Origin of the sequence: Alistipes sp. AM16-43, from assembly GCF_003435745.1 — a bacterium.
GTDB classification, from domain to species: Bacteria; Bacteroidota; Bacteroidia; order Bacteroidales; family Rikenellaceae; genus Alistipes; species Alistipes onderdonkii.
The window spans coordinates 632558-647467 of record NZ_QTUQ01000001.1; the positions used below are offsets into that span (position 1 = coordinate 632558).

The following is a 14910-nucleotide window of genomic DNA, read 5'->3' on the forward strand; positions in this document are numbered from 1 at the left end:
ATTCACCCCGGTTTTTCATGTCTGTCCCGACTTTTCGGTTGCGGCGAAAAATCAGTACTCTTCTTTGTCGTTCATCCTCTGCGCGAGGCGTTCGCGCTGTTCGCGGCCGATCACCTGGTGAATGCCGATGCAGGCCAGCCCGCCGTAGATGAGCGTAAGGATGCAGAGCATCCGGATTTCGGGCAGTACCTCGCCGAGCGATGCGCCCATGCTCTGGATGCGGATGAAGCCGTCGACACCGTGGCTGCTGGGGAACAGCTGCCCGAAGTTGAACAGCCAGTCGGGAATACCCTCGCGGGGGTACGACACGCCGCTGAGCATCAGCAGCGGGATCGACGTCCACAACAACAGCAGCAGCGAATTCTCGCGGTAGCGGAACAGCGTCGAGATGGCGATGCCGAGGAAGATGCAGGCGGCCAAGTATGCCAGCATGAAGACCACGACGGTGCCCGTGGCGCCGTTCATCGGGTAATGGAACAGCCGGTAGTGTAATCCGAGGATATAGAAGGTCGTCACGGCGTAGATCAGCCCGTAGACCGTCGCCTTGCCCAGCACGATGGGCAGCGTGGACATGCGTTTGCGGTCGGGCGGGCAGAGTTTGCGGTAAAGCCCGAATTCGCGCCACGTGCCGCCGATCATGCCGATGCCGATGAGCAGCGTCTGCTGGATGATGACCATGATGATTGCCGGCATGACGAAGGTACCGTATCCCAGGTAGGGGTTGAACAGGTTGTGCGACTGGTAGATTACGGGCTGCGTCGTGGCCTGTGCCTGCGGGATGTCCGCCCCCTTGGCGATCAGGCGCTGGAACTCCACCATCGCGCCCGTGCTGCCGATCGAGGTCACCAGTTCCTGGAACGCCTGGCGGTACATCAGGAAGTAGCTGGCGTCGACGTAGATCGCCACGTTGGCCTGCGAGCCCCCGAGCAGTTTCTCCTCGTAGTCCGACGGTATATAGACCACGCCGTATATTTTGCGGTTGAAGAAGAGCTCCTTGGCCTCCTCCATGTTCGTCGGGTTGTAGGCCACGTACGTATTCGGCCCGGCGTTGAACGTTGCCGCGAGGCTGCGGCTGGTCGGGGTGCGGCACTCGTCCACCACGCCGATCGGCACGTTGCGCAGCACCTGTGCGCCGTAGGCCATCGAGTAGACCGTGGCGTAGATGATCAGCGCGAGTACCAGGATGAGGACGACGCCCGCATCGGTGAATATCGAGCGGAATTCGTTGCGCATGACCGACAGCATTTGCTGCCGGTAGGATGCCATCTGATGTGTGAACCTACCCATGTTATAACCTCCCCCAGTATTTTTCCTCCGTGCAGATCGTCCGCAGGCGCGGCAGGCACAGGAGCGGTATGACGATGAATAACGACATGTAGCCCATGTCGGGCAGCGAACAGGCTACCGGGGCGCCCCGCAGCATCTGGTCGACGAAGATGTCGGTGTAGTAGGTGAACGGGAACAACCTGCTCAGGTACCGCATGGCGGGCCACATGGCCATGATCGGAAACGTGAGGCCCGAGAAGGTGAAGGCCAGCACCGAGTACCCGCCGCCGATCGAGAGCGACAGGCGCAGGTTCGAGAGCAGCGACACGATGAACACCGCGATGGCCTGGTAGCTCAAAATAAAGAGCAGCGTACTCACGAGGATGACCGTCAGGCTGCCGTTGAGCGGTACGCCCACGACCTTGAAGATAATCAGGAACATCACCAGCGACATGAGGAACATGATGACCGTCACGGGCAGTATCTTGCCGGTGAGCGCCGCGCCGACCGAGCCGTTGGCCGTGCCGAGCCACTCGCGCGCGGTGGCGTGCTTGAGTTCGGTGCCGATGGTGAAGACGGTCACCATGACCACGAAGATGAGCAGCATCATGGGCATGAAGCTCGGCGAGAGGTAATAGCCGTAATTGATATAGGGATTGAACAATACGTGCCGGCTGAACCGCACGGGCATCAGCTGCGCCATGGCCTGCTTCTCGCTGAGCCCCTGTTTGGTGAGCAGTTGCAGCTGGATGCCGGCCGTGAAGGTCGTCACGGCGGTCTGGATGTCTTTCGACAGCAGTCCGTTGACCGTGATGTTCGTCCCCGAAACGTAATTCTCGATGTGCGTCTGGCTGTTGCTCAGGATATTCTTCTCGAAGAACGACGGGATCTGCACGATGGCCATGACCTTCCCTTCGCGCATCAGCCGCTCGCCTTCGTCCATGTCCTGGATTTCGTAGGCGACCAGGGCCGTCGGGGTTGCGTCGATCATCTGCGTGACCTTGCGCGAGAGCGACGTGTGGTCTTCGTCCAGCACGGCTATCGGGATGTCGCGGGCCACGCCCTTGTTGAACAGCAGCGCGAAGAACGCGAACGACACCACGGGCAGCACGAGCATCAGCACGAAATACATCGGCTGGTGCGTCAGCCGCACAAGCTCGCGCCGCAGGACGGCGTAGGTATTATGCAGGAATCCCGGCATCGTCCCCTCCTATTTCCGGATTTCGTCCCAGTCCACGATTACGCTCATGCCCGGGCGCATATTCTCCACATGCGACACAGGCCTGGCCTTGACGGCGAAGGTGCGGATGTCGAAACCGCCCTGCGTACGCGTCGCCGCCCATGTCGCGAAGTCGGCCTGTGCGGAGATGTAGGTCACCTCGAACTCGACGTCGTAGTCCAGCGCCGGGACATAGCCGCTCATGCGGGTGCCGATGCCGATCCCCGGGAGCAGGGTCTCCTTGATGTTGAAGGTCACCCACAGGTCGGTCAGGTCGAGGATGGCCACCACGGGATAGCCGCTGCCCACCAGTTCGCCCTGCTCGGCGATGATGGTCGAAACCTCGCCCGTCACGGGCGCATAGACCATCGCGTCGCCGATGTAGGATTCGACCTCGCTCACGGCTCCTTCGGCCTGGCGGACACGTGCCGCAGCGGCCTCCTTGTCCTCCTTACGGGCTCCGTCCGACGCCAGGTCGTACTGCGCCTTGGCGGCCAGTGCCGTGGCTTCCATCGCCTTGTAGTTGGCCGACGCCTCGTCCAGCTTCTGTTCGGGGACTACCCCCTGGTCGTAGAGGTTCTTCACGCGGTCGTAGGTCTTGCGCGCCAGTTCCAGCCCGGCCTGCGCCTTCTCCCACATGTTCAGGGCGGCTTCGATCTGCTGGATGCGTGCGCCTGCCAAGGCTGCCTGGTCGAGTGCCGAGGCGGCGCTCTTCACGGCCTCGGCCTGCTGGAGTTTGGCCTCCAGCTCGGGGGTCGAGAGCGTGTAGAGCAGCTGCCCCTTCTCCACGCGGTCGCCCTGTGCGATCTTCATGTCGTCGATGCGCCCCGGGACTTTCGACGAGGCTTTGTAGGTCGTGCACTCCACCGTGCCCTGTATCAGCATCGGGGTCGTTTTCCGGAGGTACCAACTGATCAGTACGACCGAGACGATGATGACCACTGCGGCCGCGATGATTCCGATAATGTTGCTTCGCTTCATAGGATTCTATATTTTTTACTTTTTATCGAACAGGATCGGCCGGGCGTCGGCGCGGCGGGCATACGCCGAAAATTCGTCGCTGATGCCCGCGGCTTCGAGCAGTTGCGCCAGCAGCAGGTCGAAATTGTAAGCCGCCTGGAGGCGTTCGGTGCGCACGCCCGCGAGGTTCAGTTCGGCATCGATCAGGTCGGTCGACGAGCTCATGCCTTCGAGGAAGGCGGCGTTCTTCATGCGGAGGTACTCCTCGGCGAAGGCGAGCGAGGCGTCGATCGAGGTCATCTGGTTGCGGTAGTTCATCATCTGGTTGTAGAGTTTCTCCACCAGTACCGAGATGTCCTTTCCGGCCTTGTTCTGCAGGGCGCCGACCCGGCGTACGGTCTGCTTGGCCGCCGAATATTTATACTCGCGGTTCAGGCCGTCGAAGATCTTGATGTTGACCCCCACGCCCACCGCCCAGCGGGGTACGAGCCCTGCGACCTGGTAGTTGTAGAACGAACCGCCGCCGATGGCCGCCACCTGCGGCAGGAAGTCGGCGCGCCGCGCGCGCACGCCCTCTTCGGCCAGCTGGCGCTTGAGCGAAACCTGGTTGAGCAGCGGGTTGCGGTCTTGTGCCAGATCCTGGTAATAGGCCACCTCCTCGACCCGGTCGACAATGAACATCGACGTCACGGGTTGCCACGCGTTGTCCTGCCCCAGCGTGCTGTTCAGAGCGCTGGCGATGGTTTGGGCCTGCAATTCGGCATTGGCCAGCTCGCGCTCGGCCTCCGCCATCTTGAATTCGACGTAGAGGCGTTCGCTCTGGGCGATCATGCCGTTCTTTTCGAGCGCGACGGCATCTTCGAGGTGGCGGCGTACGCCGTCGACCACCTGCCGGCGCACCTCGACGACCTGCATGGCGAGTGCCAGCCCGAAGTAGCGCTCCACGAGCTCCGAAATCAGCGCATTGCGGGTCTGGTTGCCCTGCTCCTCCGCCGTGCGTTCGTTGATCCTGGCGGCGCGGTTGGCGGCGTTGATCTTGCCGCCCAGCCAGATGGGCACCGAGACCTGCCCGCCCACGAACCCGAGGCTCTGATCCTGCACCTTGAGGAACCAGTCGGCGTTCATCAGCGGATTGAGCAGCCCGTTGATCGACGGGATCATTTCGGGCGGTATGAGCCCGCTGCCGAGTATCTGCCCGGCGAGCTCTTTGGCCGGGCCTTTCATCTCGTTGAAATCGAATCCTATATCCTTGGACATATAGGCGTATGCGCCCATGACGCTGATCTTGGGCATACGCAGGCCGATGGCCGCACGGCGTTCCTGGGTGGCGGCCTTCTCCTCGAACTCGGCTGCTTTCATCGCGGGGTTTTCCGTGAGCGCCACGGCGATCGCTTCGTCGAGCGAGAGCGTACGCTTGGCCTCCTGCGCAGGCAGCCGGACGATGGTCGCAAGTGCCGCCGCCGCAAGGAGGGTTCTGACTGCTATTTTCATATTAATCAATGCGTTTATGGGGCAAATATATAAGTTATCCCGATATGTTGCGCGATTTTCCGGAAAAAGAGGCCAATTTTAGGCCCTTATGGACACAATTTACGCCCGATTCATCGCTTCAGGTGCGCGTTGGCTTCCCATACGCCCCCGGCCAGCGCCGGGTATGCCCTGACGTCGACGCCCGCTTCGCGCAGGGTCAGCGCTCCGCGGCAGCAGACGAAACAGTCGGGCTCGTAGAGTGCGAAGGCCGCCCGGGCGAAACCATGCCTGATAATGAGCTGTGTGCAGCTTTCGGGCTCGCTCGCCCGACGCGAGCACGGCTCCATCGAGGAGTACATCGCGGCGCCGCGGAGCACGGCGCCTGCCGCCAGCGCCTTGGCGATGGCCTCCTGCTCGGCGTGGTGCGTTGCGGAAGTTTCGTGCGTGTAACCTGCAAATATCCGGCCGTCGGCCGTGGCTACGACCGCCCCGACGCAGTAGGACGTCGGGCTGGGGGTGCATTTGCGGCCTTCGTCGACCGCCATCCGCAGGTAACGCAGGTCTTCCCCCGTCGTGTCGGGATGCAGCGTATAGGTCGTCACCTCCATGCCGTCGACCTGCTCGCAGGTGTGCGGGATGCTCTGGAGCGGCGCTGCGTCGAGGCTTGCCCCGCCCCGCCCGCCGAGCCGCAGCCGCGGGTTGACGGCCAGCCGCAGCGTGTCGGCCATCCCTTCGTCGAGGAACATGCGCAGCACCTCCGCCCCGCCCTCGACCATCAGGCGTTCTATGCCCCGTTTTTCGAGTTCGGTGACGATGTATTTGGCGGTAATTGCTTCACTGGTTGAGATGACTGTTGCAATATTTTGCAACCCAGTTATTTCTTCCGGCGAAAACACGTAGCGGTCGGCATCGCCTGCGGTGAAGAACCGCAGGCGGGGCGAAAGGCCGCCCGAGCGGGTGAGCGTGACCTTGGCGATGTCGGGCTTCAGCCCGGCCTGCACGCGCCGTGCGCGTGCCGCCTGGTCGCGGACGAGCAGCGACGGGTCGTCGCGCCGCAGGGTCTCGGCGCCGGCGAGGATCGCATCGTGGGCCGCCCGCAGGCGGTACACCTCCTCCCAGTCGCCCGGGGTCGAGATAATCAGCCGCCGGGGGCTGTCGTCGTCCATGTAGCCGTCGGCCGTGACCGCGGCGGAGAGGGTTACTCGCATCTTCGCAGGGTTATCAGGGTGATTTCGGGATAGGCTCCCAGGCGCATCGGGAAAGCCACGTATCCCGTGCCGTCGTTGATATAGAGCGTACGCCCGCCTTCGTCGTAGCGTCCGCTCCAGCGCGTGTAGAGCAGTTGCGCCGGGGAAAATGCCCGGCCGAAGAGGCGCAGTTTCATCTGCATGCTGTGTACGTGCCCGGCGAGCGTCAGGTCGCCGTAGCCCGCGTCGGCGATCTGCCCCCAAAGCTGCGGGATATGCACCGCGGTGATGTTGTAGAGCGAATCGGGGACGCCGCGGTAGGCCCCGCTCAGGTCGGCGGGCGGCAGGTCGGGGTCGTGGCGCATGTGCCGCAGCGCGGGGTCGAACGAAAGCCCCGTGAGCGAGATGCTGTCGCCGCCCCGGCGCAGGTAAACCGTGGTGTCCTCCAGTACGTTCCACCCCATTGCACGCTGGCGGGCGATCACTTCCGCAAGGCTCGCCGCCGGGCTTTGCGCAACGGTGTCCTTGATATAGAGCCCGGCATCGTGGTTCCCCGTGACCGAAACGACGCCGTACGGGGCACGCAGGCCTCCCAGCAGTTGCCGGGCGCGGGCGTCGAGCTCCGAGCTGCGGATGTTCACCAGGTCGCCGCAGAAGACGATCAGGTCGGGGCGAAGGCTGTTGACGCTGTCCACCAGGCGCCGCAGCTCCGCTTCGGGACGCACGACGGTGCCCAGGTGCGTGTCGGTGATCTGGGCGATGCGGAACCCGTCCAGCCCGGCCGGGAGGCGTTCGGAGCAAACCTCCGTGCGGGTCACGCGGATGGTCGTACGCCCGGCCGTAGCGCCCCAGATGAAGAGTGCCGCGACGCCTGCCCCTGCTGCGATGCCGACCCGCGGCAGTCCCGTCCATCGGAAAAAATAGCAGGCCATGCGCGGCAGGACGGTCACCATCCAGGCCCAGAACGCCCACATGGCGAACGTCATGAACGCCGTGGTGTTGTCGCGTGCGACGGCCCCGGCGACGGCGATCACGGCCGGCAGGGCATCGGTCGCGGCCGCCGCGACGATGAATACCCGGTGGCGGACGCCCGGGGCACGCCGCCGCATGCGGCGGTAATGAATGACGTCGGCGGCCGCGGCCGCAAGCGTCAGCAGGGAGATTATCCAGAGCAGCATATACTTCTTTTTTTATGTAATGTATGGGGAGCGGGCAGGTTGTGCACATCCCCGTGTCCTGCCGGGCGCCGTTTATCCGGCTCGGGCAAAGATAGTGAAAGCCGAGGGGATTCTAAAATTTATTTTTCAACTTCCCGGGGGCATCCTATTTGCCGGAAAGATAGCGGGATTCGTACGTAAACCGTGCCCTTCCCCGATTTTCAGGGATGCGCCTTCTCCTCCGCGGAGGTCACGGGAATCGGGTGCTGGCGGGCGGAATCAAATTCCGTGCAGGTTTTTTTGGCATATATCTTGCTAATTCCCGGGGTGAATATTAACTGCCTGTGTCCCAAAAACAAAACATACCGAACCAAGCAAGTTTAACCAAAAAACCAAATTTTATTCGGCTTATGAAAACATTTCGACTTCTGATTGTCTCCCTGCTCCTTGCGACTTCCGCTTCCGCCCAGCACCACCGGGGCGAACGCCGTGGCGGCGACTATTCGCCGACGGTCTACCTCATCTCCGTACACGAGGTGGATACCATCTACAACTGCGGCGGCTGTGCGGCACAGCAGGCTGCGGCACTCAACCGCATGGCCGTCGGCAACGCCACGCAGGACTACATCGACACGCACCGCCCCGGCTTCCAGCAGACCGAGAAGCCCCAGTTCGTATTCGCCTCGAAGAACAACCGTTTCTCGTTCTCGATAGGCGGCTTCGTGAGCCTGCGCGCGGGCTATGATTTCGACGGCATCGTCGACAACATCGACTTCGTGCCCTACGACATCCCGGTTCCGGGCAATTACAACTCCAAGCAGAAGCTGATGATGGACGCCTCGACCTCGCGCCTCTTCCTGAAGGCCATTACCAACACCCGGGCGCTGGGGCGCGTGGTGATCTACATGGACGCCGACTTCCGCGGCGGTGCCGAGGGAAGCTATACGCCCCGCCTGCGTTCGGCCTACGTGTCGTTCAAGGGGCTGACCCTCGGACGCGACGTGACGACCTTCTGCGACCTGTCCGCCGCCCCCACGACCATCGACTTCCAGGGGCCGAACGCCTATAATTTCAACTTCGCGACACTGATCCGCTACGAGGTGTCGTTCGCCCGTAGGCACATGACCTTCGGCGTCGCCGCCGAGCTGCCGAGCGTGAGCGCCACCTACGGTGAGAACTTCAAGCCGATCCACCAGCGCGTACCCGACTTCCCGATGTACCTGCAATATGCCTGGGGCGCCGACCGCAGCAGCCACCTCCGCGCTTCGGCCGTGCTCCGCAATCCTTACATGTATAAAGTATCGAAGGATGCCACCACGTCGCTCTTCGGGTGGGGCGTGCAGTTGAGCGGCACGATCAAGTGCTGCGACTGGTTCCGCATGTTCATGAACGGCGTCTACGGCAAGGGCATCACCCCCTATATCCAGGATCTGACCGGTTCGGGGCTCGACTTCACGCCCAACCCCGCGGATCCCACGCTCGTGCGCATGATGCCCATGTGGGGCGTGCAGGCCGCCGGGCAGATCAACTTCACGCCGCGCCTGTTCGTGTCGGGCGGCTACTCGACGGTGCGCGTGCAGCGCAGCGAGGGCTACTATACGGCCGACCAGTACAAACAGGGGCAGTATATCTTCGGCAACATCTTCTACTCGCTCACCCCGCGCTGCAAGGTGGCCGCCGAGTACCTCTACGGTTCGCGCAAGGACATGAACAGCATGAAGAACCATGCCAACCGCGTGAACGTGATGGTACAGTATAATTTCTGATGATCCCGGTATCGGTATTTATTATGGGCGGCCCGTGTCGGGAACCGCCCATTTTTCGTATATTTGCCTCACTGTTAAAATCGTGAACTATGGAATTTCTTACGGAATACAACCTCACGGGGCTGGTGATCGGCATTGCGACGTTCCTCATCATCGGACTGTTCCACCCGCTCGTGGTCAAGGGAGAATACTACCTGGGCGTACGTTGCTGGTGGGTTTTCCTCGTGATGGGGATCGTGGCGATCGCCGCGTCGGTCGCCGTGCGCCATATCCTGTGGTCCACTCTGCTGGCCGTGTGGGGCGCCTCGTCGCTCTGGTCGATCGGCGAACTGTTCGAACAGCGTCAGCGCGTGGCCAAAGGCTGGTTCCCAGCCAACCCCAAGCGGCAGGGGAAATAACCCGCACGATGAAGCCGGGCCTGAGACATATCCTCCCGTGGCTGGTGCTGGCGGCGGCGTGCTGCGTCCCGGCCCAACGCGCCGGCGTGGAGCGCCCCGTGTCCGAACCCGCCCCGGTGCGTGTCCGGCTGCTGTTCGCGGGCGATGTCATGCAGCATCTTCCGCAGGTCACGGCGGCGCGACGCGGGGACGGGTTCGATTACCGCGGGGTATTCGCTTACCTGCGCCGCCGGTTTCATGCCGCCGACCTGGTGGTCGTGAACCTCGAAACGACGCTCACCCGCACGGATCGCTACACGGGCTACCCCTGTTTCCGCTCGCCCGTGGCGCTGGCCGATGCCCTGCGCGACGCCGGGGTCGACGTGGCCGTGCTGGCTAACAACCATTGCTGCGACGGCGGTGCTGCCGGGGTGCGTACGACCGTCGCGGAACTGGGGCGCTGCGGCATCCTGCATACCGGCGTCTTTACCGACAGCCTCGACCGCGCGGCCAACAACCCGCTGTGGGTGGAGCGCTACGGCGTGCGGTTCGCGCTGCTCAACTACACCTACGGCACCAACGGCATTCCGGTTCCCGCCGGAGTGGAGGTCAACCTGATCGACACGGCGCGCATGGCGGCCGACCTGGCTGCGGCACGGCGCGGGGCGCCCGACTGCGTGGCGGTCTGCATCCACTGGGGCAACGAATACGAGCGGAGGGAGAATGCCGTGCAGCGGCACCTGGCACAATTCCTGCGCAGGCACGGCGCCGACCTTGTCGTGGGCAGCCACCCGCACGTGGTGCAGCCCTTCGACGCCGATTCGTCGCACGTGGTGCTCTATTCGCTGGGGAACTTCGTGTCCAACCAGCGGCGGCGCTACTGCGACGGCGGGTTGGTGGCCGAAATCGAGGCCGTGCGGCATCCCGACGGGCGCATGTCCTATTCGCTTGAGGCGGTGCCCGTCTGGGTGGCGATGCCGGGCTACCGCGTCGTCCCGTCCGAAGTCGGGGACACGATGGCGCTTCCGGAAGCCTATGCGCTGTTCCGGGAAGACGTGGCGGAGGTGCTCGGCGGGGCCTATAAGTAATCCGAATAGCCCTATAAAAACAAACAATGCCGATTTTTGGCTTTATGTCCGGGATTTTATTATCTTTGCTATCGGAAAATAAACACACACATTAAACATACAGGATTATGGAAAAGAGCATTAAAGGAACACGGACTGAACAGAATCTGCTGAAGGCGTTTGCCGGTGAGAGCCAGGCGCGCAGCCGTTACGTCTTCTTCTCGAGCAAGGCGAAGAAGGAGGGTTACGAGCAGATCGCCGGTGTCTTCGCCGAGACTGCCGAGCAGGAGAAGGAGCACGCCGAGCGTTTCTTCAAGTTCCTCGAGGGCGGCGACGTGGAGATCACGGCCAGCTACCCTACCGGCCCGATCGGCACCACGGCCGAGAACCTGCTGGCCGCAGCCAAGGGCGAGAAGGAGGAGTGGGACGTCCTCTACCGCGAATTCGCCAAAGTCGCCGAGGAGGAGGGCTTCGTCGAGATCGCCACGGCCTTCAAGATGATCTCCACCGTCGAGGCCGAGCACGAGCGCCGTTACCTGAAGCTGCTGAGCCGCCTCACGGACGGCAATTTCTTCAAGCGCGACGGTAAGATCTGGTGGCAGTGCCGCAACTGCGGTTTCGTCATCGAGGCCGAGGAGGCTCCCAAGCTCTGCCCCGCCTGCAAGCATCCGCAGGCTTACTTCGAACCCAAGAAGGAGAACTATTAATTTCTGCCGGGACAAACACGGCGCAGGGACGCGGCTCAGGCCGTGTCCCTGCGTTTTTTTATTTACGGGCGCCTGCCCAAAAATCTTCGCGTATGGCGGTAGATTGCGGAATCTTTACTATCTTTGCCGGATAGGAAAATCCGAATAACGAATACGATATGGCAGACGAAAAAATCATCTTTTCGATGGTGGGCGTTTCGAAGACGTTTACCAACCAGAAAAAGGTTCTCAACAACATCTACCTCTCATTCTTCTACGGCGCCAAGATCGGCATCATCGGCCTGAACGGCTCGGGTAAGTCGACGCTCATGAAGATCATCGCCGGGCTGGACAAGAATTTCCAGGGCGAAGTGGTTTTCTCGCCCGGTTACACGGTGGGTTACCTCGAACAGGAACCCCGGCTCGACGACTCGAAGACCGTCCGCGAGGTGGTCGAAGAGGGCTGCGCCGCGACCGTGGCGCTGCTCAAGGAGTACGAAGAGATCAACATGAAGCTATGCGAGCCGATGGACGACGAGCAGATGGCCCGGCTCATCGAGCGCCAGGGCGAGTTGTACGAACAGATCGACCAGGTCAACGGCTGGGAGCTGGACAGCGTGCTGGAACGCGCCATGGACGCCCTGCGCTGCCCCGACCCCGACCAGTCGGTGAAGGTGCTCTCGGGCGGTGAGCGCCGCCGCGTGGCGCTGTGCCGCCTGCTGTTGCAGCAGCCCGACGTGCTGCTGCTCGACGAGCCCACGAACCACCTCGACGCCGAGTCGATCGACTGGCTCGAACAACATTTGCAGCAGTACAAGGGCACGGTGATCGCCGTCACCCACGACCGCTATTTCCTCGACAACGTGGCGGGCTGGATCCTGGAGCTGGATCGCGGCGAGGGCATCCCCTGGAAGGGCAACTACTCGGGCTGGCTCGACCAGAAGACCACCCGCATGGCCATGGAGGAGAAACAGGAGTCGAAGCGCCGCAAGACCCTCGAGCGCGAGCTGGAGTGGGTGCGCATGTCCCCCTCGGGCCGTCATGCCAAGTCCAAGGCGCGTCTGTCGGCCTACGACAAGATGATGAACGAGGACACGAAGCAGAAGGAGGAGAAGCTCGAAATATTCATCCCCAACGGCCCGCGCCTGGGCGACGTGGTGATCGAGGCGCACGACGTGTCGAAGGCTTATGGCGACCGCGTGCTGTACGAGCACCTCGAATTCTCGCTGCCGCCGGCCGGCATCGTGGGCGTCATCGGGCCCAACGGCACGGGTAAGACCACCCTCTTCCGCATGATCATGGGGCTGGAGGAGCCTACGGGCGGGTCGTTCCGCGTGGGCCCGACCGTCAAGCTGGCCTATGTGGATCAGCAGCACAAGTCGATCGATCCCGAAAAGACCGTCTACGAGGTGATCTCGGGCGGCGCCGACCTCATCATGCTCGGCAACCGGCAGGTGAACGCCCGGGCCTACGTGGCACGCTTCAACTTCTCGGGCGCCGACCAGGAGAAGAAGTGCGGCATGCTCTCGGGCGGTGAACGCAACCGCCTGCACCTGGCGCTGGCGCTCAAGGAGGAGGGCAACGTGCTGCTGCTGGACGAGCCGACCAACGACATCGACGTCAATACGCTGCGTGCGTTGGAGGAGGGCCTCGAGAACTTCGCGGGCTGTGCCGTAGTGATCTCGCACGACCGCTGGTTCCTTGACCGCATCGCCACGCACATCCTCTCGTTCGAGGGTGACTCGAAGGTGGTCTTCTACGAGGGTTCGTACAGCGAATACGAGGAGTGGAAGAAGGCGCAGGGCGGCGACACCCAGCCCCACCGCGTGAGGTACAAAAAACTGATGGCTTGACAAAGATGCGTGTTGTGACCTTTTTTTCGCTCTTGCAGGGGCTTTTCTCCTGCGGTATGCAGGCGAACCGTCCGGTCGATGTATTTATTTGGGACGAACTCCGGGCGCACGAAGACCCGGACAAAGTAGAACCGGCCGGGACGTGCGATCTTGACGGGTTCCTGTCCGAGATAGACCGTTTCCCCTGGCATGAGCAAGCGCGTGAAGCTTTGAGATACAAGAAAAACTCTCCGACGCTCTCCGTGACGGATTTGAAAACCGACCGTTCTTTTTTTATTTCGTCCGCTGTGGACGAAAAGGACGAATTGGGCTATTTCATCGGATATATCTATCCCGGAGAGGAGGGAGTGCGCGCCCCGCGCTATGTGAATATGTATGAGGTCGACCAAATGGAGACGCTTCGTGAGATGGTTGTCCTTTTCTTCCGCCGGGACGAGGGCGCATTGAACCGTCTGCTCGGGAAACAGCGGAAATACATGGATGCGCGGGATAACGCGGGGTGGAAGAAATACTTGGAAATAAAACAAAAATTTATGTAATATGGCTCAACAAAAACCGTCCATACCCAAGGGTACGCGCGACTTCTCCCCGGCGGAGATGATGCGCCGCCAGTATATTTTCGATACGATTCGGGGCGTGTTCCGCACCTACGGCTTCGCGCCGCTCGAAACCCCCTCGATGGAGAACCTTTCGACCCTGCTGGGCAAATACGGCGACGAGGGCGACAAGCTCCTCTTCAAGATACTCAATTCGGGCGACTACGCCGCCGGCCTGTCCGGCGATGAGGTGCGGCAGGCGTCGAAAATCTGCGAGAAGGGGCTCCGTTACGACCTCACGGTGCCGTTCGCGCGCTATGTCGTACAGCACCAGGGCGAACTGACGTTTCCCTTCAAGCGCTACCAGATCCAGCCCGTATGGCGCGCCGACCGGCCGCAGAAAGGCCGTTACCGCGAATTCTACCAGTGCGACGTCGACGTGATCGGCACCCGCTCGCTGCTGTGCGAGGTCGAACTGGTCGAAATCGTCGAGCGCGTGTTCCGGGCGCTGGGCATCCGCGTGGCGCTGAAGATGAACAACCGCAAAATCCTGTTCGGCATCGCCGAGGCGATCGGCCATGCCGACATGATGATGGACATCACCATCGCCATCGACAAGCTCGAAAAGATCGGGCTGGACAACGTGAAGGCCGAGCTGCTGGAGCGCGGATTGAGCCGGGAGGCGGTCGACAAACTGCAACCGATACTCGAACTGAGCGGCGACAATGCGCAAAAACTCATGAAATTGCGTGAGGTGCTGGCTGTTTCCGAAACCGGGCTGAAAGGCATCGAGGAGATGGAAACCGTGTTGGGCTATGTGGAGCGTCTGGGGATCGGGCTCGACGTGGAGCTCGACCTCTCGCTGGCACGCGGATTGAACTACTATACGGGGGCGATCTTCGAGGTCAAGTCGCTCGACTTCGCCATCGGCTCGATCTGCGGCGGCGGACGCTATGACGACCTGACCGGCATCTTCGGCATGCCCGACATGTCGGGCGTGGGCATTTCGTTCGGCGCAGACCGGATCTACGACGTAATGACGGGGCTGGGGCTCTTCCCCGAGGAGGTCGACTTCTCGACGCGGGTATTCTTCACCAACCTCGGGCAGGAGGAGCAGGCCGCGGCGCTCGGGTTGCTCCGTGAGCTGCGCGATGCGGGCGTCGCCGCCGAGATTTACCCCGACTGCGGCAAGATGAAGAAGCAGATGGAGTATGCCAACCGCCGGGGTATCCCCTACGTGGTGATCGTCGGCTCGCAGGAGCTGGAGGCGAAGGCCGCCACGGTGAAGGACATGCGCTCGGGCGAGCAGCGGCAGGTGCCGTTCGGTGAGCTGGCAGAGTATCTTAAATAAGGATTTAAATAAACG

Annotated in this window: 13 protein-coding genes; 7 read left to right on the forward strand and 6 right to left on the reverse strand. The window is 62.0% G+C overall.

Annotation, left to right across the window (positions count from 1 at the left end; translation table 11 throughout):
- Positions 1-51 precede the first annotated feature (51 nt).
- From DW189_RS02620 to DW189_RS02645, 6 genes are all read right to left on the reverse strand, one after another.
- Complete coding sequence (locus DW189_RS02620) at positions 52-1287, reverse strand: ABC transporter permease (protein ID WP_117506771.1); 1236 nt, start codon at positions 1285-1287, stop codon at positions 52-54.
- A gap of 1 nt (position 1288) precedes the next feature.
- The gene (locus tag DW189_RS02625) at positions 1289-2467 is read right to left on the reverse strand and encodes an ABC transporter permease (protein WP_117506772.1); all 1179 of its coding nucleotides are present in this window, start codon (positions 2465-2467) and stop codon (positions 1289-1291) included.
- 9 nt (positions 2468-2476) lie between these two features.
- Positions 2477-3466 carry an HlyD family secretion protein gene (locus tag DW189_RS02630; RefSeq protein ID WP_117506773.1) on the reverse strand — a complete coding sequence of 330 codons (990 nt, stop codon included), beginning with the start codon at positions 3464-3466 and terminating at the stop codon, positions 2477-2479.
- A 15-nt stretch (positions 3467-3481) separates the two neighbouring features.
- Positions 3482-4936: a TolC family protein gene (locus DW189_RS02635; protein ID WP_174760555.1), complete on the reverse strand. Its 1455-nt coding sequence runs from the start codon at positions 4934-4936 to the stop codon at positions 3482-3484.
- Between the two features lie 110 nt (positions 4937-5046).
- Positions 5047-6123 carry a dihydrofolate reductase family protein gene (locus DW189_RS02640; protein WP_117506774.1) on the reverse strand — a complete coding sequence of 359 codons (1077 nt, stop codon included), beginning with the start codon at positions 6121-6123 and terminating at the stop codon, positions 5047-5049.
- A complete protein-coding gene (locus DW189_RS02645) occupies positions 6114-7280 on the reverse strand; it encodes a metallophosphoesterase (RefSeq protein ID WP_117506775.1) in 1167 nt (388 codons plus the stop codon). The genes DW189_RS02640 and DW189_RS02645 overlap by 10 nt, the downstream gene beginning before the upstream one ends.
- Positions 7281-7669: 389 nt before the next feature.
- Between DW189_RS02645 and DW189_RS02650 the strand changes: the two genes are divergently transcribed.
- The 7 genes from DW189_RS02650 (at position 7670) to hisS (ending at position 14895) form a co-directional block, all read left to right on the forward strand.
- Entirely contained in the window at positions 7670-9025 is a 1356-nt protein-coding gene (locus DW189_RS02650; RefSeq protein ID WP_022333612.1) for a DcaP family trimeric outer membrane transporter, read from the forward strand.
- Between the two features lie 89 nt (positions 9026-9114).
- On the forward strand, positions 9115-9423 hold the full coding sequence (locus DW189_RS02655) for a DUF4491 family protein (RefSeq protein WP_022333611.1): 309 nt from the start codon (positions 9115-9117) through the stop codon (positions 9421-9423).
- A gap of 8 nt (positions 9424-9431) precedes the next feature.
- Positions 9432-10490 carry a CapA family protein gene (locus DW189_RS02660; RefSeq protein ID WP_117506776.1) on the forward strand — a complete coding sequence of 353 codons (1059 nt, stop codon included), beginning with the start codon at positions 9432-9434 and terminating at the stop codon, positions 10488-10490.
- 107 nt (positions 10491-10597) lie between these two features.
- The gene (gene rbr, locus DW189_RS02665) at positions 10598-11176 is read left to right on the forward strand and encodes a rubrerythrin (protein ID WP_022333609.1); all 579 of its coding nucleotides are present in this window, start codon (positions 10598-10600) and stop codon (positions 11174-11176) included.
- A 158-nt stretch (positions 11177-11334) separates the two neighbouring features.
- Complete coding sequence (gene ettA / locus DW189_RS02670; protein ID WP_055201912.1) at positions 11335-13008, forward strand: energy-dependent translational throttle protein EttA; 1674 nt, start codon at positions 11335-11337, stop codon at positions 13006-13008.
- A gap of 56 nt (positions 13009-13064) precedes the next feature.
- A complete protein-coding gene (locus tag DW189_RS02675; protein ID WP_147326488.1) occupies positions 13065-13547 on the forward strand; it encodes a hypothetical protein in 483 nt (160 codons plus the stop codon).
- Between the two features lies 1 nt (position 13548).
- The gene (hisS, locus tag DW189_RS02680) at positions 13549-14895 is read left to right on the forward strand and encodes a histidine--tRNA ligase (protein ID WP_117506777.1); all 1347 of its coding nucleotides are present in this window, start codon (positions 13549-13551) and stop codon (positions 14893-14895) included.
- The last annotated feature ends 15 nt before the right edge of the window (positions 14896-14910 follow it).

Excerpts from the sequence above, each read along its gene's own strand:
- DW189_RS02675 (WP_147326488.1), top strand. The coding sequence starts at position 13,065 with ATGCAGGCGAACCGTCCGGTCGATGTATTTATTTGGGACGAACTCCGG.
- ettA (WP_055201912.1), top strand. The coding sequence starts at position 11,335 with ATGGCAGACGAAAAAATCATCTTTTCGATGGTGGGCGTTTCGAAGACG.
- DW189_RS02640 (WP_117506774.1), bottom strand. The coding sequence starts at position 6,123 with ATGCGAGTAACCCTCTCCGCCGCGGTCACGGCCGACGGCTACATGGAC.
- DW189_RS02655 (WP_022333611.1), top strand. The coding sequence starts at position 9,115 with ATGGAATTTCTTACGGAATACAACCTCACGGGGCTGGTGATCGGCATT.
- rbr (WP_022333609.1), top strand. The coding sequence starts at position 10,598 with ATGGAAAAGAGCATTAAAGGAACACGGACTGAACAGAATCTGCTGAAG.
- DW189_RS02625 (WP_117506772.1), bottom strand. The coding sequence starts at position 2,467 with ATGCCGGGATTCCTGCATAATACCTACGCCGTCCTGCGGCGCGAGCTT.
- DW189_RS02635 (WP_174760555.1), bottom strand. The coding sequence starts at position 4,936 with ATGAAAATAGCAGTCAGAACCCTCCTTGCGGCGGCGGCACTTGCGACC.
- DW189_RS02645 (WP_117506775.1), bottom strand. The coding sequence starts at position 7,280 with ATGCTGCTCTGGATAATCTCCCTGCTGACGCTTGCGGCCGCGGCCGCC.
- DW189_RS02630 (WP_117506773.1), bottom strand. The coding sequence starts at position 3,466 with ATGAAGCGAAGCAACATTATCGGAATCATCGCGGCCGCAGTGGTCATC.
- DW189_RS02660 (WP_117506776.1), top strand. The coding sequence starts at position 9,432 with ATGAAGCCGGGCCTGAGACATATCCTCCCGTGGCTGGTGCTGGCGGCG.
- DW189_RS02620 (WP_117506771.1), bottom strand. The coding sequence starts at position 1,287 with ATGGGTAGGTTCACACATCAGATGGCATCCTACCGGCAGCAAATGCTG.
- hisS (WP_117506777.1), top strand. The coding sequence starts at position 13,549 with ATGGCTCAACAAAAACCGTCCATACCCAAGGGTACGCGCGACTTCTCC.
- DW189_RS02650 (WP_022333612.1), top strand. The coding sequence starts at position 7,670 with ATGAAAACATTTCGACTTCTGATTGTCTCCCTGCTCCTTGCGACTTCC.